Genomic DNA, 19,742 nt, shown 5'->3' with positions numbered 1-19,742 from the left:
GTGACCGCCGCGTCCGGTGACAGTGATGTTGAACGGCGTCGAAGCCTGGCGACAGCAGTGCTAGACGATGTCACCGCGCAGGATTGCACGTGGCGTGGTGCGTTCCGCGTATCGTGTTCCGTGGCATGTCACGTTTCACAGGATTTCATGTGCCCATGTCGCGCGCGGCGCATGCCGTGGCATACATCACGTGCCGAATACCGTGGCGTTTCGTCGAATACCGGCACAGAACGCCACCCGACCAAGCCAAACCAACCCGCCGAAGCCATCCCGACCGTCAAAGTGTGAGTGAATCCTCACACAACACCGTACAACCCAGCCAAACCTGCCACCCGAAGCTAGTCAGGCCGTCAGTATGTGAGCCAATCCTCACACAACCACACCAGACCAAGCCAAACCAGTCACCAGGCACCGCCCCAACCGTCAGTATGTGAGCCAATCCTCACACAACCACACCAGACCAAGCCAAACCAACCCGCCGAAGCCATCCCGACCGTCAAAGTGTGAGTGAATCCTCACACAACACCGTACAACCCAGCCAAACCTGCCACCCGAAGCTAGTCAGGCCGTCAGTATGTGAGCCAATCCTCGCACAACCACACCAGACCAAGCCAAACCAGTCACCAGGCACCGCCCCAACCGTCATCGTGTGAGCGAATCCTCACACAACCACACCAGACCAAGCCAAACCAACCCGCCGAAGCCATCCCGACCGTCAGTATGTGAGCCAATCCTCACACAATGACGCCAACGCGCGCCTTTGTGCGGGCAACGGGCAGTCGTCAGGCGATACGACAACATAGAAACGACAACACGGAAACGACAACATAGAAACGACAACACGGAAACGACAACACGGAAACGATGACACGGAAACGACAACCGGCCGGGGTCGCGCCGCATCCGCGTGTGCGGTGGCGCAACCCCGGCCGGTCATCGTTCGGCTCGCAGGCATCCTGCCCTGCAATCGGCTCAATCAGCAACGCCCTCAGCCGCGCACGGCCAAGGAGCCTGATACCTAGCTCAGCTGAGTTTGAACCCGAGCTCCTTTGCCGCGGCAATCGGCACCGGATCGTCGCACCAGTAATCTTCGACGTTCTCATCGGTTGCCAGCGAACGAATCTGAGCCCGGTCGATGTACAGCTCGCCGCTGAGATGATCGGTCTCATGCTGGAAGATACGAGCCGGCCATCCGTGCAGTTGCTCCTCGTGCCACGTGCCGTCCATATCCTGCCAACGCGCGGTGATATTGCGCCAACGCTTGCGCACCGCCTGATAGCCGTCAAAACTCAGGCAACCTTCGTAGAAGCTGCGCGTTTCGGTACCAATCGGCTGGTAGGACGGGTTGATGATTGCGTGGAACGGGAATTCGGATATCTCGCGCGGATCGTCCTGGTCGTCACGGATATGGTCCTCGACCACGGCGAGCGCGATGCCAAGCCCGATTTGCGGGGCGGCAAGACCGACACCTGGCGCTTCGAGCATGGTGGTTCGCATCGCCTGGACGAGTTTGGTGAGGGTGTTCTTGCTCAGTTGCCCGTTGTAGCGGCGCGTCGGCTGGCGCAGCACCGGCTCACCCACTTGGACGATCGGGAGGATGCCTTCGCTGTCGCCGGACCTGAGCAGGCTTTCAACCGCACGGTTCAATCCCAAATCGATACTCGAGCCTCGTGTGAACATGCTCATGCCAGTTCCTCCGCGACAATCTTGGCGAGACGGTCGCACACCTCGTCCGCTTGCTGTTGGGTGGCGGCCTCAGCCATCACGCGCACCAATGGTTCGGTGCCACTCGGGCGCAGCAACACACGACCGGTCTCCCCCAGCAACGCGGTTTCCTTTTCAACGGCCTTCTGCACGGCAGCGTTCGTGGTAACCGCCTGCTTGTTGGAGCACCGGACGTTGACCAGCTGCTGCGGCAGTTGCGGGAAGTCAGCGGCGAGCTGCTTGAGGCTCTTGCCGGATTTGACGACTTCGTTGCACAAGGTCAGCGCGGTCAGTGTGCCGTCGCCGGTCGTGGCGAACTCGCGGTTAATCACGTGGCCGGACTGTTCACCGCCCAGCGAATAGTCGCCGCGCAGCATCTCCTCGAGCACGTACCGGTCGCCGACGTTGGTCTGCACGGTCTTGATGCCCATGTCTTTGAGAGCGAGCTTCAAGCCGAGGTTGCTCATCACCGTCACCACGAGCGTGTCGTGGTTGAGCTTGCCTTCGCGTTTCTTGGCGCGCGCGAGGATGCCCATGATCTGATCGCCGTTGACCATGGTGCCGTCCTCGTCCACAGCTAGGCAGCGGTCCGCATCACCATCGAAGGCGACGCCCATCGCACTGCCCGTGGCCTTGACCATGGCTTGGAGTTGCTCAGGATGCGTGGACCCTGCATGATCGTTGATATTGTAGCCGTCCGGGGATGCGTTGATCACGATGACTTCCGCACCGGCGCGGCGCAACGCTTCCGGGGCGACCACGGATGTGGCGCCGTTGGCGCAGTCGGCGACCAGACGCAGGCCGGCGAGCGGCTTCGGCTGGGTTTTCTCTGGTCCGACGACTGGGGCGATTGTGGATACCAGATGGTCGATATACAGGTTCGTGGCGGTCACGGTGTCGTGGCTGACGCGGCCCACCCCGGCTCCGGTCGGGCGGTCCCAATCCTTGCCCAGGACTGCTTCAATCTCGTCTTCCTTGCTGTCAGGAAGCTTGAAGCCGCCACGTGCGAAGAACTTGATGCCGTTGTCGGGCATCGGGTTGTGGGAGGCGGAAATCACCGCGCCCATCTCGACGTTAAGCACGGAGGTGAGGAACGCGATGCCCGGAGTCGGGATGATGCCGACATCGATGACGTCGAAACCGCCGGCGCTCATACCCGCAGACAGCGCAGATGACAGGAAGTCACCGGAAACACGGGTGTCGCGCCCCACCAACGCACGACGCCGTCCTTCGGAATGCACGTCATCATCCTTGGTTTTCGGCGCATCGGCCTGACCGAGCACGCGGACGGCGGCGTCCCCCAGATCCAATGCCAGTCGGGCGGTAAGGTCTTTGTTCGCTAACCCGCGCACGCCATCGGTTCCGAACATTTTCGGCATGGTAGTAGTCCTCGCTTCTTCGACATGAATATGCTGCACACCATCGTACCTACCCGTGCTCCCAAACCCGCCGCCGGTGTGGGTGAACATTTGCGAAGCCCACCGCCGGAACCTGCCGCTGACATTCCACGAGTCTGAACATGTCCAACATGTGGAACGTCTTCGAACAGCTTTCCCACGCTCCCGAACCACCCCGCGGATACCCCCGATTCCGCGCGAAGTCAATCACGACAACGAATCAGCCCGTTGCTCACACTCAATGTTACGTCCACATTCCGCCCACGTAATCGACGTATGAATGGCACACAACACCCGAAACCTTCCGCTCTTATAACAAAATCAAAGATTTCACAGGTCCTCCACCGGTCCACAAGATCGTCGCGGGCAGACGAGATCTAAGCACATCCCACGCGTGTACCACCCAATGGAGGCTTCATATCGGCCCGGCTCGGCACCGGCGGCACATGCAATCCATAACCCCGAACGATACCTGCCGCAACCCGATACCCCCCTTTTTTGGCCCGCACACGACCGGCACAATCACCCCGGAAACCAAAGAAACCAAGCATATCAAGGAGATGGCACGATGAACTTCAACCCGGACCATGTCATCATCACCATCGGCTGCGAATACGGCGCAGGCGGCCCGCAAATCGGCAAGATGCTCGCCGACGCTCTGGGCATCGAATACTACGACCGCGACCTGGTCGACAAGGTCGTCAACCAACTGGGCGTCAGCCGCGGCCTCGTCGAGCAGGCCGACCAGAAGCCGAACGTCCAGTACGCCTTCGAGACATCGCTCGGCCCGCGCTACGCGAACCTGAGCAACCGCGTCATCTTCACCCAATCCGAGGTTATCAACGACCTTGCCGACAAATCGTCATGCGTCATCATCGGCCGTTCCGCCAACTACCTACTGCGCGACCGCGACGACGTGCTCGACGTGTTCCTGTACGCGCCGAAGGATGTGCGCATCGAATCCATCATGGAGCAGGACCACGTGGACGCCAAGAAAGCCCGGGAAATCGTCGAATACAACGACGAACTCAACCATTCGCGGCACAAGTACATCACCGGCACCCACCGCGGCGACCGCAGCCAGCGCGACCTGCTGCTCGACACCAGCCTGCTCGGATGGGACAAAACCGCGAAATATCTGCTGACGCTCGTCGAAATGCTGGGCGAGTGACGAGAGGAAGTGAACCAAATGACTGACAAGAAAGCATCGGAATTCGACAAGGTCTTCAATGTCTGGGACATTCTCGTCATCGCCTTCGGCGCCATGATCGGATGGGCCTGGGTCGTCTCCAGCGGCGACTGGATTGACCGCGGCGGCGTGGTCGGCGCCATGCTCGGCTTCGTGTTGGGCGGCGTCATGATTTTCTTCATCGGTCTGACTTACGCGGAGCTGACGCCCGCCATGCCGGACTGCGGCGGCGAACACGTGTTCAGCCACCGTGCGATGGGCCCGACCGGGTCGTTCGTGTGCACGTGGGCCATCATCCTCGGCTATGTAAGCGTCGTATGCTTCGAGGCATGCGCGATGCCGACGATCATCACCTACCTGTTCCCCGGCTTCCTGCAAGGCTATCTGTACACGGTCGCCGGATTCGACATCTACGCTTCCTGGCTCGCGGTAGCCATCATCATGGCCCTGTTCATCACGTATATCAACATCCGCGGCGCGAAAACCGCGGCCATCGTACAGACTGTGCTCACCTGCGTGATTGGCGGCGCAGGCATCCTGCTGATCGCCGGCTCCGTGATCAGCGGCAATCCGTCAAACCTTGAAGGACAGGCGTTCGTCGGCGGCAACACCGCGAGCGTATTCGGCAATATCCTGCGCGTCGCGATGATGACACCGTTCTATTTCATCGGTTTCGACGTGATTCCGCAGGCAGCCGAGGAAATCAACGTGCCGCTGAAGAAGATCGCGAAGATGCTGCTGCTGTCAATCCTCCTCGCAGTCGCTTTCTATGTGCTCATCATCTTCGCCGTCGGCTATGTGCTCAGCCCAGCCGACATCGCACAGTCGGAAAGCTCCGGCAGCGGCTTGGTGACAGCCGACGCCATGGCCCGTGCCTTCCACACCGATGTTATGGCCAAAGTGCTGATCGTCGGCGGCCTGTGCGGCGTGGTGACCTCGTGGAACTCCTTCATGATCGGCGGCAGCCGCGCCATGTACTCGATGGCCGTGTCATACATGATTCCGCCGGTGTTCGGCAAGCTGCACAAGACCTACAAGACACCGTGGGTGGCCATCGGCCTGATTGGCCTGCTCAGCTGCCTCGCCCCGCTGCTCGGCCGCAAGATGCTCGTGTGGATCGTGGACGCCGGCAACCTCGCATGCTGCGTCGCCTACTGCATGGTCGCGATCTCCTTCGTGATCCTGCGCAAGAAGATGCCCGACATGCCACGCCCGTACAAGGTGAAGCACTACAAGTTCGTAGGCTTCATGGCCATCGTCATGTCCGGCTTCATGGTCGTCATGTACTGCATCCCCGGCAGCACGGCGGCCCTCGTGCCCACCGAATGGGCGTTCGTCGGCGGCTGGGCGCTGCTCGGCGTGGTCTTCTACTTCGCTTGCAAGGCCCGCTATGGCAAGAAATTCGGCACGCTGGTCGAAGTCGCCAATGACGAGCTTGACCAGGATTACGCTCGCGAGCGCTCCGCAGCCGCTTCCATCGCGGCCGGCGAGGCCGTCAGGGCCGCACCAGCTGCCAAAGTCGCGACCATCGGTCAGGCGGAGGTCACGGCGGCGATATCCGCAGTCACCGCGGCGGCTACAGCAACGGCAACCGAGCCCACGGCACGCACGTTCAGCTACTATGCGCCGGTCAATCTCACCTTCGGTGCAGGCACGCTGGCGAAGGCGGGCGAACTCGCCAAACCGCTTGGTTCCAAGGCGCTTATTGTGACCGGCCGTTCCAGCGCCAAGAAAACCGGCGTGTACGACAAGGTCAACGATTCACTCACAGCGGCGGGCATCACCACCGGCCTGTTCGACAAGGCGTCAGCCAACCCGCTGACGACGACGGTCGAGGAGGGCGCGCGCCTCGCAAAGGACGGCGGCTACGACATGGTCGTCGGCCTGGGCGGCGGTTCGGTGATGGACTGCGCCAAGGGCATCGCGTTCATGGCGAAGAACGACGGCGATGTCAACGATTACATCTATGGACGCAAGTCCAGCGATGTAGCGCTGCCGCTCGTGCTCATCCCCACCACCTGTGGATCGGGTTCCGAAGCCAATGGTTTCGCGGTGCTCACGAACCCGGAGAACGGCGACAAGAAGTCGCTGCGATGCCCGGCGATCATGGCCAAACGCTCGATTGTGGATCCGGAAGCGATGATGACCATGCCGAAGAGTCAGCTGGCGGCGGTCGGTTTCGACGCGTTCTGCCACTGCTTCGAGGCTTTCACGGCCAAGAACGCGCAGCCATTCACCGATGCGCTCGCGCTGTACGCGCTTCCGCTGATCCTCGACAGCCTGCCACGGCTTGTCGCAGGCACGGGCACGCTCAAGGACTGGGAACACATGTCCGAAGCGGCTACAATCGGCGGCCTGGTGATTGGTACAGCGGGTATCACGCTGACGCATGCCATGGAGCATCCGGTCTCCGGCTTGAAGAACGTGACGCATGGCAAGGGTCTTGCGGCGCTTGCCCCGACCGTCGTGGACACCACATGGCAGGGCGACCGGTTCAAGTTCGGCAGGCTGGCGCGGCTTATGGGCGGCTATACGGCCGAGGATTGCGCCGGGAAAATCCGCGGTTTCGAGCGGAAAATCGGGCTCGATGTGACGCTGAGCGAATTGGGCATCAGCGAATCGGACATCCCGTGGCTCACCCAAAACGCGATGAAGGTCTCCCCTGCCAATATCGCCAACACGCGTACTGAAATCAGTGCGGAGGACATCTCCGAACTGTATCGCAAGGCGTTGTGACCGGCAGGTCGTCGGTGCGGTCTCGCTGCAATCGCCGAATCCGCCGCGGTACCGCACCGACACCACGTCACAGCAACTGCCCCAATTTGGTTCCGCAATCGTAGAATCATCATCCATATCACTCCGGATCGTTTACATCACTCCACATCACAGACGGCCGTCGCTCAGGCCGACTGCATGCCAACCGTCTTCATACGACATGCGGTCGCAGCCATGCGGCGGCCGTCATGTGTTCCGAGTGGGGGCTCAATCAGCCGCACACCCCGTCAATGCCCCCATAGACACCCTTCTTGGTCGCACGTTTGCGTCCCTTCGACGCTTCCGAACACACTCTCCGTGTACACCCCATCAGTACCCCCGTTTATGCCCCGTCGATATATGCCGGAATCATCTCGTCGAAATGTCCACGTTATGGACAGTCATCGCGACCCGCATCCCGCCCGCGCGCCATGCCACCGCAGCGTCGAAGGTGGATTCCCAATCCCAGCACCAACATTCCAGAACAATCGGAAATCCTTGGAATTCCGCTGTTTTCAAGCCCACAAACAATACCCCCGGACCGGATGCGCCCAACTCGTACGACGCGAATGTTACGAGCAAAACACTCCTGTTTCAGCAAAGCAACGACCCCGTTTCTGAATGCCGAACGGAGGGCAACACGCGGGTGTTAAACATTTTCTCGTCAGGTAAGACGGCGACGAAATCCGCAGTATTCCGCCACCGTTGTTGCGAAATACATAGTCAAGGAGATACCGCGATGACATTGGCTGAAGACATGCCCCAGATCGTCACTGAAAGCGTTCCGGGCCCCAAGACCCAAGAGTTCCTCAAGAAGCGCAACGAGAACGTCCCCGCCGGACTGTGCTCTTCGACGTATCCGATCTGCATCAAGCGCGGCGAAGGCGCCATGTTCGAAGACCTCGACGGCAACAAGTTCCTTGACTGGGTCGGCGGCGTCGGCGTGCTCAACATCGGCTACTCCCGTCCGGAGCTCGTCAAGGCCGTGCAGGACCAGGCGACCAAGTACTTCCACACGATTTTCAACGTCATCGGCCATGAAGGCTACGTGGATCTGGCAGAAGGTCTGAACGAGACGATTCCGTGTCGCGGTGAGCACAAGAAGACCTATTTCGCCAACTCCGGCGCCGAATGCGATGAGAACGCCATCAAAATCGCCAAGTCCTACACCGGCCGGCAGGGTGTCATCTGCTTCTCCGGCGCATTCCACGGCCGCACCAACCTGACCATGGCTCTCACCGCGAAGAAGGCCTATTCCAAGGGTATGGGCCCGTTCCCGGCGGATATCGCCCGTGCTCCGTACCCGTACCTGTATCGCGCGCCGAAGGGCTACTCCGAGGCGGAGGCCATCGCCTACTATGTGGACGGCCTGAAGAAGGTGTTCGACCAAGGCATTCCCGCCAATGAAGTCGCCTGCCTGCTCGTCGAGCCGCTCCAGGGCGAAGGCGGCTTCATCCCCGCCCCGATCGAGTGGGTCAAGGCCGTGCGCAAGATCTGCGACGAGAACGGTATCCTGCTCATCGCCGACGAAGTCCAGTGCGGCAACTGCCGTACCGGCAAGTACTTCGCCTCCGAATACTGGGCCGAGGCGGGCGCCGCCCCGGATATCGTGACCACCGCCAAGTCCCTCGCCGGTGGCATGCCGATTTCGGCGATTACCGGCCGTGACGAGGTCATGGATGCCGCCCCCGCAGGTACCATCGGCGGCACCTTCTGCGGCAATCCGCTGTCCTGCGCGTCCGGTCTGGCTGCGATGAAGATCTACAAGGAAGAGGACTTCCCGGCCAAGGCACGCCACATCGGCGAGCAGGTGACCGCGGGCTTCAAGGCAATGGCCGAGAAGTACGACGTTATCGGCGATATCCGCGGCCTCGGCGCGATGATCGGCGTGGAATTCGTCAAGGATCGTGAGACCAAGGAGCCTGCCACCGAGCTCGTCGCCAACCTCATCCAAGAGGCTCTCCAGCGCGGTCTGCTCATGGAATCCGCAGGCACCGACAGCAATGTCATCCGCTTCCTCGCGCCGCTCGTCATGACCGACGAGCAGACCAAGCGCGGTCTGGAAATCTTCGAAGAGTCCCTCAAGGCGGCCCTCGCGAAGTAAGCGGCGCAGGCGATTGCCTCAGTAACGCAAGTGGCGGGTCATCCTATCGCAACGGTCGGATGGCCCGCCACTTGCATGCCCGCAAGAACCCCGTTGCCGACACCGGCGTTCAATCCTCGATGGCGTCAAGATACGGCTGCAACTGGGCAAGCAGCCGGGGAACATCCACTGTGGCGGTGACGTACAGGGCGTCAGAGTCGATCTCGTCGTATTCATGGACGATGGCATTGCGCAATCCCCGAAGTTCATGCCACGGCAGCTGCGGGACCTCCTCGAGAAACCCGTCGGACAGCTTGCGCGCAGCCTCCTGGGCCTGGACCATATCCATAGCGACCGAATTGAATCTCATATAATCCGCTTCCAGCTCCTGAGCCGAAGCAACCGCATTGGCATCACGGCTTGCGCGGGCCAGATGCTCGGCGAGACGGATGAGATTCGTGTCGTCCCTGAATCGCTGGTCGGCATGTCGTCGTTGCATCACACCACCCGAACCATATCGCGCTGAATATGCTCGTAGAACCGTCTGCTTGCGCGGCTGCGCTGCGCGTGCCGGCGCAATGAGGCAAGCGAGGTCAGCGAGACTTCCCTACCAAACGACCGCTCCAGTTCATTCTTCAATTGCGCAAGGTCGCCCATGCCGGATTGGCTTGCCTCCCGCGAGACATACAGCAAGTCGATATCGGAATCGTCATCCGCCTCCCCACGTGCGAATGAACCGTACAGATACACTTGTGCAAGACCGTATTTCTTTGCGATGGCACCGGTGATCAGCTTCAGCGTCGTGATATCGACGGTACTGCCGGATTTCATCGTGATACTTGATGCCGCCGTGAGGTCTGATGTCGTCGTGAGACCGGAAAGGGCCTCGTCATACCGTTGCAGGAAATCCTGGGTCGGATTGCCGCCATGTTCCGCCCGGGATAATGCCGATTGCGTGGTGCCCATCCGCGACGCCACCGTCTGCTGGCTCAACCCCGCCTCAAGACGGCGGGCCTTCAATGCGTCAATGGTGTCCATATCAACACTATAGCATATATGCTATACATACATCGAATCGAACGTCTGAGGGCCGGCCGACACCAAAACGCCAGCCGGCCGGCCCTCAAGGTGTCTGTGTCAGAAGGTCACAGCGCCTCGTTGTAGGCGCGCACCTTGAGCACACGACGGGAGGATTCGACGTTCTCGATGATGATGCGGCGCAACGCGCGCGGCGCATCAGCATGCTCGCTGAGCCACTGGTCGCCCAGTCTGACGAGTTCCGCCGGATCCGCATAGGACGGGTACAGCCCTTCGAGCAGGGCTTCGGCCATGTGGAAGGTCTTATGTTCCCACACCCAGTCAACCTGGTTGAAATACTCGGCGGCGTACGGCTTGGCAAGGTCCTCGCGCGGGGTGGATGCGAAGCCTGCGGCGACCGCTTCGAGCTGCATGTTGGTCAAATCGCCGTTGTGCAGCGCCTGGTCCCACGCCCACGCCTTCGCCTTGGCCGTCGCGCGGCTCGCGCGGGCTCCGTAGGCGAATTCACGGTTCTCGGTCGTATCACGCTTGGCGAGCTCCTCGTCGATGCGCGCGTTGTCGATGGCGTTCACACCGGCGAGCGCCTTGAGAATCGTCCAGCGCATGTTGTTGTCGATGTCCAGCCCCTCGAGCTTGACACTGCCGTCCAACAGGCCTTCCGCGTTGGCACGGAACCGCTCGTCGCCTTCCACGCCGTAGGTGAGGTAGGCACCGACCAGCTGGAACTGCTCATCGGAGCCGGCCTGTGCCTTGCCGGCAAGCTTCCATAGGCGCTCGGCGGTGTTCTTCGCCACGTCGGCGCTGCGGGCAGGGACGACATAGTGGTGGGCCGTCGTGGACACCTGGGCGAGCGCATAGCGGAAGGTGGTGGACTCATGCTCGGTCGCCAGCGCGTCGAGGCTCGTGTTGATGAAGCGCTCGGCTGGGAATTCGCCGTCACGGGTCATATCCCACAGGGACAGCCACACCACGGACCGCGCGAGCGGGTCAGCGAAGCGGTAGAGGTTTTCCGCCGCGAATTCGAGGGATTGCGCGTCGAACCGCAACTTGGTGTACGTCAGGTCATCGTCGTTGACGAGGATGAACGCCGGACGCTTCTTGCCGGCTGCTTCCTCGACGGTCGTATGTTCGCCGGTCACATCGAGTTCGAATCGGTCAGTGCGCACGATTTGCCCGTCGGCGTTCTCGTTGTAGAAGCCGACCGCCAGACGGTGAGGCCGCAGCACGGGATGCTCGGCGGGCGCGCTCTGATCGAGGGTCAGCGCAGCGATGGTGCCGTCGGCGTTCTCGTCAACGCAGGCACTGATGGTGTTGATACCAGCGGCTTCCAGCCACTGCTTGCTCCAGGCCTTAAGGTCGCGACCGGAGGTCTGCTCCAGTTCGGCGAGCAGGTCGGCGAGCGTGGCGTTGCCGTACGCGTGCTTGTTGAGGTAGTGGTTGATACCTTCGAAGAACTTGCCGCGACCAACATAGGCGACGAGCTGCTTGAGCACGGACGCACCCTTCGCGTAGGTAATGCCATCGAAGTTCACATAGGTGTCGTTCAGGTCATTGATCGGCGCAACAATCGGGTGGGTGGTCGGCAGCTGGTCCTGCGCCTGGCCCCAGCTCTTCTCGCCGGAGCTGAAGGTCGCCCACGCGTCATGCCATTCAGTCGCCTCCGCGGTGGCGAGCGTAGACATGAATTCGGCGAAGGATTCGTTCAGCCACAGGTCGTTCCACCATTTCATGGTCACGTAATCGCCGAACCACATGTGGGCGAGCTCGTGCAGCACGGTGACCACGCGGCGCTCGGCATATGCGTCGGTCACCTTGGATTCGAACACGTACTGGTCGCGGATGGTGACCATGCCGATGTTCTCCATCGCGCCCGCATTGTATTCCGGCACGAAGATCTGGTCGTACTTGGCGTACGGGTACGGCACACCCCAGGTCTTGGCGTAGAACGCGAAGCCCTTCTTGGTGATGTCGAACAGGTAATCGGCGTCCTTGTCGAGCGCATCCTTGAGCGCCTGACGGCAGTAGAGCGCCATTGGGATGGTACGGCCGTCCTCGTTCGCGTATTCAGTGTGCCACTGCGCATACGGGCCGGCACAGATCGCGGTCAGGTAGGAGCTCATCACCGGGGTGGGCTCAAACGTCCACTGGCGGGAGCTTTCCGCCGGATGGTCGCCGAGCGTGCCTTCAGCGGTGATATGGTCTACGTCTTGCGTGGAGGTGACCGGCATATTCGACGTGACAATCCAGCTTTGTGGGGCGAGCACGTGGAATTCAAAAATCGCCTTGAGATCAGGCTGATCGAAGACCGCATAGACACGACGGGCGTCCGGCACCTCGAACTGGGTGTACAGGTATACGTTGCCGTCGGAGGGGTCGACGCTGCGATGCAGGCCTTCGCCGGTACGCGAGTACTGGCAGCGGGCGGTGACGGTGACCTCGTTGTGCTCGAGCAGCCCGGCCAGTTCGATGCGGTTGTCGCGGTAGGCGGTCGCCGGATCAAGCTCCTTGCCGTTGAGGGTGATCGAAGTGACGTCGTCGGCGATCAGGTCGAGGAACGTGCTCGCGCCGGTATTCGCGCCGAAAGTGATGGTGGTGGTCGAACCGAAATCCGTTGCGCCTTGGGTCAGGTCTAGGCTGACGGCATAGTGGATGGGCGCCTTGACGATGGATTTACGTTCCTGTGCTTCTTCTCTGGTGAGGTTCGCGCCTGGCATGTCGTTCCTTCCTTGTACGGCTTTGGCTGCATGCAGAAATACGCCGGTTGGCACGGTGTATCTGTCCGTGGTTGCTGGCCGGTATCGCTGATTCGCATGGCTGATGCCGTGGTGCCGTGTATACGCAAAACATCGCGGCTCGGCATGTGAGCCACGCCGCGCCGCGATGTTGGTTGTTCTTCAGTGCTTGCCGCACTGGTTGTCGATAACGTGACGATTCTACGCCACGGTACGGGCAATGTCCATTATTCGACAGAACGGGGTGCGCTGCAAGGGAAAAGTCGTCGGCAGATGATATGAACGAGTCCGGTAATCACGGGTGATTGTGGGGCGGCTACCAGCGTGGGCACATAAGTGAGGTCGCAGAACAATAACCGAGCGACCCCGCCGATAATATTTCCGATGACATATGAGTGAGCGCCGTCCCGCGGAAATGGTGGAACGGCGCTCACTGATGGCTTGCCGTTGAATCACAGCTATAGTCGCCGCAAAATCGCCGCGAAGCCGTGCCGCTTGCTCAGCGCAGCGGATCGTCCTCGTCGCGCTGCGCGATATCGGCGACCACCGGCACAATAACCGGCTTGCGATGCAGCTGACGCGCGACCCAGCTGCCCAGCGTACGACGCATGATCTGCTGGAGCTTGTGCGTGTCGCGGGTGCCTTGCATCATCGCGTCCTGCAACTGCTCGACGATCTGGTGGCGGACCTTCTCGAACTCGCTTTCGTCCTCAGCCACGGCGTTCAGGTAAATCTTCGGGCCGGAGAGCACGTCCGCGGTGTCGGTATTGACCACCACGAAGCTCGACACGAAGCCTTCGGTGCCGAGGATGCGGCGCTTCTCGAGATCCTCATCGGTCAGTTCGCCGACCGAATCGCCATCGACATACACATAGCCGCATGGCACGGAACCGACGACCGCTGCCTTGCCGTGGTACAGATCGACGACATCGCCGTCTTCTGCGAGCACGACGTTGTCCGGGGCCACACCCGTCTTCACCGCGATCAGGCCGTTGGCGACCAGATGGCGGTTCTCGCCGTGGATCGGCATTGCGCACTTCGGCTTGATGATGTTGTACAGGTACAGCAGTTCGCCCTCATTCGCGTGACCGGACACGTGAACCGCCGCATTGTCCTTGTTCACCACGCGGGCGCCCAGCTGGACGAGCTTGTTGATCACGCGGTACACACCGTTCTCGTTGCCCGGAATCAGCGAGCTGGCCAGAATCACGGTATCGAACTCGTTGACAGTGATATCGCGGTGATTGCCGTCAGCGATACGCCCAAGCGCCGCCATCGGCTCGCCCTGCGAACCGGTGCACATGTAGACGATCTTGTCGTCCTGGATGTCCTTGGCCTTCTTGAGATCGACGACCGTGCCCTCGGGGATGTGCAGGTAACCCAAATCGGCGGCAATGGACATGTTGCGCACCATCGAACGGCCGACGAAGACGACTTTGCGGCCGTACTTGTGGGCGGCATCGACGACCTGCTGCACGCGGTGCACGTGGCTTGAGAAGCTCGCGACGATGATCTTGCGGGTTGCTTCGGCGAACACGCGGTCAAGCACCGGGCCAATTGTGGTCTCGGGACGCACGAATCCGGGGACTTCCGCGTTCGTGGAATCCATCATCAGCAGGTCGATGCCACGTTCGCCGAGCTTGCCGAACTCAACCAGATCAGTGATCTTGTGATCAAGCGGCAGCTGGTCAAGCTTGATATCGCCGGTGTCGATAAGCGAGCCGGCGGGCGTGCGCACGCATACGGCAAGCGCGTCAGGAATCGAGTGGGTGACGGTCACGAACTCTAGGTTGAACGGGCCGGCCTTGATCTTGTCACGGCCTTTGACCTCAATCATCGTCGGGTTGATGTGGTGTTCCTTGCACTTGGCCTCTACGAAGGCCAGCGTCAGCTTGGAACCGATCAGCGGGATGTCTGGACGCAGCTTGAGCAGGTACGGTACGCCGCCGATATGGTCTTCGTGGCCATGGGTGAGTACCAGGGCCTCGACCTTGTCGAGACGGTCCTTGATGTAGTGGAAATCAGGCAGGATCAGGTCAACGCCCGGCTGCTCCTCCTCAGGGAAAAGCACGCCGCAATCGATGAGCAGCAGGTGGCCGTTGTATTCGACCACGTTCATGTTGCGGCCGATTTCGCCGAGACCGCCAAGCGGCACGATACGCATCGAGCCCTTGCGGTACTTCGGCGGGGCGATCAGCACATCGTCCTGCTGGGGGGCCGTGGCGAACTCCTGTGGGCGCGATCCACGGCGCGTGGTCGTACGGCCGGTATTACGGGCCGACGACGTGCGGGCGCGGCGGCCGGTATGCTGGCCGCGCCTGCGAGAATTGCTCTTGTTCTGTTCTTGTTCTTTTGCCATTTCCTCGTTGGGTTTCTGTTACTTAGTGCCCGCGCCTATACGTGGGCGAGGTAGTGCCCGTCACAGGAGGCCAGCGGCGCGCATGCCTTCGCGCGCGCGTTCGAACTCGGGTTCGCCCGGTCCGACATTCGGCAGACGCATCGTCGTGCAATCCAGCACGCCGCGAACCTTGAGCGCGGCTTTGGCCATGACCGCCTGGAATCCGGTGCCATTGAGCGATTCGACCAGCGGGGAAAGCTGGACGGCGATCTTCTGTGCCGTATGGATATCACCTTGATCGAACGCATTGGCCAGATTGCGCATCGGACCGGCGGCCGCATGGGCAATCACCGAAATGATGCCGACAGCGCCGACGGACAGGAACGGCAGGAACAGACCATCATCGCCGGAATACCAAGTCAAACCGGTCTCCAAACGCTTGCGCACCGCTCCAGCGATGTCGCCGGTCGCGTCCTTGACCGCCTTGACGTGATCCAGCTCAGCCATACGACGGTACGTTTCCAGCTGGATGTGCACGCCGGTGCGACCCGGGACATCATAGATGATGATCGGCTTGTCCGCCGATTCGTTGACCGCCTGATAGTGACGGAAAATGCCCTCTTGTGAAGGGCGAGAATAGTACGGCGCCACCACGAGCACAGCGTCACAGCCCGCCTCTTGCGTCTGCTCGACCATGCGTACGGTGTGCGCGGTGTCGTTCGAGCCGGCACCGGAGATGATCGGAACATCAACCGCTTCCTTGACCGCGGTGACGAGGTCGACTTTCTCCTCCATGTGGGTGACCGGCGATTCGCCGGTTGTGCCGTTGACCACCAGACCGTCGGCGCCATCCGCGACCAGCTGCTTGGCAAGCTTCTGGGCTGCTTCATAATCGATGGAACCGTCAGTTTTCATCGGCGTCACCATAGCGGGCAGAATACGCCCGAACGGGGCCGGATCAAGAAGATGCATGGTGGTGTCACTCATACTTGGTAACCGTACCTCTGGGGTGGGACGCAGACCCCATCGTCCTCAAGCCCTTCTCGAGGCCTACAAGCCACCCAGCGTCGGCACAACCCTCTACCGACGCTCACAGGGCGCTCAACATCGGCACAACCTTCTACCGACGCTCAGGACGGTCGCAGCGTCGGCAAAACCCTCTACCGACACCCACAACGCCGATCAGCGTCGGTAGAGGGACGGGAAGTGGGATTAGAGGTTGAGGAAGTGGTCCAGGCCGACGGTGAGACCGGGGTAGTTGCCGGACGCGATCTTGCGTACAGCGAGAAGGACGCCAGGCATGAAGGAAATGCGGTCGAAGCTGTCGGCGCGAATCGTCAGCTGTTCGCCGGCGTTGCCGAACAGGACCTCCTCGTGGGCGTTGAGACCGCGAAGACGTACCGCATGCACGTGGATGCCGTCAATCACTTGGCCGCGCGAGCCGCCGTCGGTCTGTGTATTATCCGGGATAGCGCCAAGACCGGCATCCTTCCGTGCTTCGGCGATGGCGTGCGCAGTGTGGATCGCCGTGCCGGAAGGCGCATCCACCTTGTTCGGATGATGCAGCTCGATCACCTCAGCGGATTCGAAATAGGGCGCCGCGACCTTCGCGAAATAGTCAGCCAGCACCGCGGAAATCGCGAAATTCGGGGCGATGAACACGCTCTGGTTTTCGCGCGGGGCCTTCGCGAGCGCAGCACGGACCTGGTCGAGTTTCTCGTCGGTCCATCCGGTTGTGCCGACAACCACGTTGACGCCTTGGGCGACGAGAGCGAGCACATTGTCCAGAGAGACGGTCGGCACGGTGAATTCGACGACGACATCAGTGTTTTCAGAGGTAATCTGCGTAAGGTCGTCACCTGCATCGAGCGCAAGCGCGAGGCTCGTGTCCTCCGCCCCGTTCACCGCTTCGACCACGTGCGACCCCATGCGTCCCTTGGCGCCGACGACGGAAACCTTGATCATGTTCGCTCCTTGCCTGATTCCGGGCGGCCCGTATGCCATGAATCGCATCGGACCGCCCGAATATCATCAATACACCCTTACGGATACTTACTCTTATGAATCTAAAGAGACGCTTCGACGGCTTCGACAGCTTTGCCGGCTTTGTCGCTGCCCCGCCGCGACAGCCGCCATCCGAGCAGCGCGATCGGTATGGCGCACGCGGTGGCAATCCACGGGATCATGAGCCCGGCATGCGGACCTGCATGATCGACGACCACGCCGGCGATGGTCGAGCCGAGCGACGTGCCGACGGTTCCGGCAGTGGTCACCCACGACAGGCCTTCGGTCAGTGAGCCTTCCGGCACGATGTCCTTGACGATGAGATTGCCGGTCGCGAACAGCGGCGACACGCACAGACCGGCGAGGATTTCGAGGACGCCAAGCAGTATCAGATGGTCCATACTCAGCCGGAACAGCACGTACCCGCAGGTCAGCAAGCAGAGGAACCCCACCATATGCGACCAGTTCGATCCCTTGAGTTTGCGCGTGCCGAAGATGATCGCGCCGATGCACGAGCCGAGCGCGAACATGGCAAGCTGCAGCCCGAGGAATTTTTCGATGCCGAGCGCCTTGTAGTCCGCGGTCATCGACACGTCGAAGGCGTTGAAGCTGATGTTGAACACAACGAACACGGCGAGCAGCGGGCCGATACCCGGATAGGTGAGCACGCTGCGATTGCGGCGACGCGGGGTGCGCAAACCGCCGCTGTCGAGTGTGACGGCCGTGTCGGAGCCGGTTTCAGGCCCGCGACTGGCTGCACGCAGCACGTCGGCGTCGTCGGAGGGTGCGGGTTTGACCTCCACCACTTCGATGACGGGCGGTGCGGTGTTGCGTAACGAGAAGAACACCGCTCCCCCGATTCCGGCCGCGAAAGTCGGTACGAACAGCTGGGAGACCGGGCTGACGGAGGTTGCGAGGAAAGCGGCGAGAATCGGCCCGAGAATGAACACGATTTCGTCGACTGCGGCTTCCAGCGCATATGCGGTGTTCAACAATGACGCGTCCGGATTGCCGCGCAACGCGTATGCCCAGCGCGTGCGCACGAGCGCGCCGATGGAGAACTGGCAAAGTCCCATGAGTACGGCGAGGACGAACAGCACGGCAATCGGCACACGGGCCATCGCGGCGAACGCGAAGACGAGCATGCTGGCCACTTGCAAAGCGAGCACTGGGAATCCGACACGCCGCTGACCAAGCCGGTCGAACAAGCGCGCGTAGAACGGCGTGACCGCCGAAACGGCCAGGATATACACCGCGCTCATGGTTCCAGCGATGGTCCAGTTGTCGTACAGGTGGTTGAGCGCGAGCACGATGCCCAGGCTCATCATGGATATCGGCAGGCGCGCGATGGCGCCGGAGATGCAGAAGGCTTTCGCGCCCGGCAAACGGAACAGCCGCAAATACGGCGAACCGGCTTGCTGACCGACCGTTGCGGCGCTTGACGGCGTCGTGGCCAATCACTCACCCCGTTTCGGTTGCTGCCCCGAGCCGGAATTGCCGCCGCGCCGACGATGTCGTACGGTTCGGGACGGTTCGCCGGAATAGATGTACAGATCGTTCATCCGCCCGTACATTTTCTCGACATGGTCTTCCGGATGGTCTGCGGCGATGCGTTTCGCGTTGCACACCAAGCCTTGATGGTCATAGAAGCCGACATCGCAGCTGTTGTCCGTGTGCAGGAAGTAGCGTTTGACGCCACACGCCTGGAAGTAGGCCATCAGGCGCCGCCACAGACCTCCGCCCACGCCATGACCACGGGCTTTGGGCGAGACGAGGAACAGCCGCAGTTCCGCTTGGGTGACTTTGCCGATTTGGCTGATGCGCTCGAGACGGTTTTCCGCGCGATGCCAGTACAGGGTCTCACGCAGGGCGACAGAACCGGTGTCGTCGGCACGCAGCCGATCGTCGATGCCAGCGAGTGTTTCCTGCGCATGCGGATACAGCGGGCGTTCACCATCCACTTGGGCGAAAGTCAGACCGAGGACCTGGCCGTCGAGTTCAGCGACTTCCGCTCGGGTAGTGCCTTCGAGGTAATGCATGACAAATCGTTTCGAGACCATCTGTGACAGCGGGCGGCGCTCCGACAGCGGACGGAATCCCCATGTCTGGTCGTATTCGTCGATGATCGCGGGAAGGTCCGTTGCCGTCAGCGGCCGGTAAGTGACAACGTTGCCGCCTGCGGTGGCGGCATCCGATGACGTCTCGGGCTTGAGCGCGGCGGATACGGCAGGTTTGGTATGGCTTCGGGTCGTCTGCAACGGGACGACGGCCTGCGGTGAGCGCTGTATTGACACGCGGTTGCGGTTCTCGGTGCGGGCACCATCGGTATGGTTCCGGGATGATGCCTTGGCATGGTGGATATGGTCGCGGATCGCGCCCATGATGTTCCTCACTTTCGTTTCGACTCAGCATCCGGCACGTGTGCCCGCCCACACATGCTGCTCGAGGGTCGCGGCCCCGCTGACATGACCGCCCACGGACGCGTTTTCCAGTCTGTGGACCG

General features: G+C 61.3%; 13 protein-coding genes. 3 read left to right on the top strand and 10 right to left on the bottom strand.

Annotated features, from left to right (window positions below):
* Positions 1–1,023: 1,023 nt before the first annotated feature.
* Positions 1,024–1,680 carry a peptide deformylase gene (locus CQR48_RS02465; RefSeq protein ID WP_015450011.1) on the bottom strand — a complete coding sequence of 219 codons (657 nt, stop codon included), beginning with the start codon at positions 1,678–1,680 and terminating at the stop codon, positions 1,024–1,026.
* Positions 1,681–1,682: 2 nt separating this feature from the next.
* Entirely contained in the window at positions 1,683–3,083 is a 1,401-nt protein-coding gene (gene glmM / locus CQR48_RS02460) for a phosphoglucosamine mutase (protein WP_015450010.1), read from the bottom strand.
* A 586-nt stretch (positions 3,084–3,669) separates the two neighbouring features.
* Between glmM and CQR48_RS02455 the strand changes: the two genes are divergently transcribed.
* From CQR48_RS02455 to CQR48_RS02445, 3 genes are all read left to right on the top strand, one after another.
* On the top strand, positions 3,670–4,272 hold the full coding sequence (locus tag CQR48_RS02455) for a cytidylate kinase-like family protein (protein WP_101451887.1): 603 nt from the start codon (positions 3,670–3,672) through the stop codon (positions 4,270–4,272).
* 18 nt (positions 4,273–4,290) lie between these two features.
* Positions 4,291–7,026 (top strand): bifunctional amino acid transporter/iron-containing alcohol dehydrogenase, encoded by a 2,736-nt coding sequence (locus CQR48_RS02450; RefSeq protein ID WP_101451886.1) that lies wholly within the window; start codon positions 4,291–4,293, stop codon positions 7,024–7,026.
* A gap of 757 nt (positions 7,027–7,783) precedes the next feature.
* The gene (locus CQR48_RS02445; protein WP_101451885.1) at positions 7,784–9,148 is read left to right on the top strand and encodes an aspartate aminotransferase family protein; all 1,365 of its coding nucleotides are present in this window, start codon (positions 7,784–7,786) and stop codon (positions 9,146–9,148) included.
* 109 nt (positions 9,149–9,257) lie between these two features.
* Here CQR48_RS02445 and CQR48_RS02440 read toward each other — a convergent pair whose 3' ends face one another.
* The 8 genes from CQR48_RS02440 to CQR48_RS02405 form a co-directional block, all read right to left on the bottom strand.
* Positions 9,258–9,626, bottom strand: a complete 369-nt coding sequence (locus CQR48_RS02440) for a HepT-like ribonuclease domain-containing protein (RefSeq protein ID WP_015450002.1) — start codon at positions 9,624–9,626, stop codon at positions 9,258–9,260.
* Positions 9,626–10,165: a nucleotidyltransferase domain-containing protein gene (locus CQR48_RS02435; RefSeq protein ID WP_015450001.1), complete on the bottom strand. Its 540-nt coding sequence runs from the start codon at positions 10,163–10,165 to the stop codon at positions 9,626–9,628. Before CQR48_RS02435 ends, CQR48_RS02440 begins: the two co-directional genes overlap by 1 nt.
* 107 nt (positions 10,166–10,272) lie before the next feature.
* A complete protein-coding gene (pepN, locus tag CQR48_RS02430) occupies positions 10,273–12,879 on the bottom strand; it encodes an aminopeptidase N (RefSeq protein WP_101451884.1) in 2,607 nt (868 codons plus the stop codon).
* Positions 12,880–13,396: 517 nt separating this feature from the next.
* Entirely contained in the window at positions 13,397–15,256 is a 1,860-nt protein-coding gene (locus CQR48_RS02425; protein ID WP_015449999.1) for a ribonuclease J, read from the bottom strand.
* 60 nt (positions 15,257–15,316) lie between these two features.
* Positions 15,317–16,222: a 4-hydroxy-tetrahydrodipicolinate synthase gene (gene dapA / locus CQR48_RS02420; RefSeq protein WP_015449998.1), complete on the bottom strand. Its 906-nt coding sequence runs from the start codon at positions 16,220–16,222 to the stop codon at positions 15,317–15,319.
* A 225-nt stretch (positions 16,223–16,447) separates the two neighbouring features.
* Positions 16,448–17,200, bottom strand: coding sequence for a 4-hydroxy-tetrahydrodipicolinate reductase (gene dapB / locus CQR48_RS02415; protein ID WP_101451883.1), 753 nt, complete (start codon positions 17,198–17,200; stop codon positions 16,448–16,450).
* Positions 17,201–17,301: 101 nt separating this feature from the next.
* On the bottom strand, positions 17,302–18,696 hold the full coding sequence (locus tag CQR48_RS02410; RefSeq protein ID WP_101451882.1) for an MFS transporter: 1,395 nt from the start codon (positions 18,694–18,696) through the stop codon (positions 17,302–17,304).
* Positions 18,697–19,620: a GNAT family N-acetyltransferase gene (locus CQR48_RS02405; protein WP_101451881.1), complete on the bottom strand. Its 924-nt coding sequence runs from the start codon at positions 19,618–19,620 to the stop codon at positions 18,697–18,699. It lies immediately after the preceding gene.
* Positions 19,621–19,742 lie beyond the last annotated feature (122 nt).

Source organism: Bifidobacterium thermophilum (assembly GCF_002846655.1).
In the GTDB taxonomy this organism is placed as follows: Bacteria; Actinomycetota; Actinomycetes; order Actinomycetales; family Bifidobacteriaceae; genus Bifidobacterium; species Bifidobacterium thermophilum.
Note: the sequence above shows the minus strand (reverse complement) of the source record. Positions and strands in the feature narration are given on the sequence as shown.

Excerpts from the sequence above, each read along its gene's own strand:
- CQR48_RS02465 (WP_015450011.1), bottom strand. The coding sequence starts at position 1,680 with ATGTTCACACGAGGCTCGAGTATCGATTTGGGATTGAACCGTGCGGTT.
- glmM (WP_015450010.1), bottom strand. The coding sequence starts at position 3,083 with ATGCCGAAAATGTTCGGAACCGATGGCGTGCGCGGGTTAGCGAACAAA.
- CQR48_RS02455 (WP_101451887.1), top strand. The coding sequence starts at position 3,670 with ATGAACTTCAACCCGGACCATGTCATCATCACCATCGGCTGCGAATAC.
- CQR48_RS02450 (WP_101451886.1), top strand. The coding sequence starts at position 4,291 with ATGACTGACAAGAAAGCATCGGAATTCGACAAGGTCTTCAATGTCTGG.
- CQR48_RS02445 (WP_101451885.1), top strand. The coding sequence starts at position 7,784 with ATGACATTGGCTGAAGACATGCCCCAGATCGTCACTGAAAGCGTTCCG.
- CQR48_RS02440 (WP_015450002.1), bottom strand. The coding sequence starts at position 9,626 with ATGCAACGACGACATGCCGACCAGCGATTCAGGGACGACACGAATCTC.
- CQR48_RS02435 (WP_015450001.1), bottom strand. The coding sequence starts at position 10,165 with ATGGACACCATTGACGCATTGAAGGCCCGCCGTCTTGAGGCGGGGTTG.
- pepN (WP_101451884.1), bottom strand. The coding sequence starts at position 12,879 with ATGCCAGGCGCGAACCTCACCAGAGAAGAAGCACAGGAACGTAAATCC.
- CQR48_RS02425 (WP_015449999.1), bottom strand. The coding sequence starts at position 15,256 with ATGGCAAAAGAACAAGAACAGAACAAGAGCAATTCTCGCAGGCGCGGC.
- dapA (WP_015449998.1), bottom strand. The coding sequence starts at position 16,222 with ATGAGTGACACCACCATGCATCTTCTTGATCCGGCCCCGTTCGGGCGT.
- dapB (WP_101451883.1), bottom strand. The coding sequence starts at position 17,200 with ATGATCAAGGTTTCCGTCGTCGGCGCCAAGGGACGCATGGGGTCGCAC.
- CQR48_RS02405 (WP_101451881.1), bottom strand. The coding sequence starts at position 19,620 with ATGGGCGCGATCCGCGACCATATCCACCATGCCAAGGCATCATCCCGG.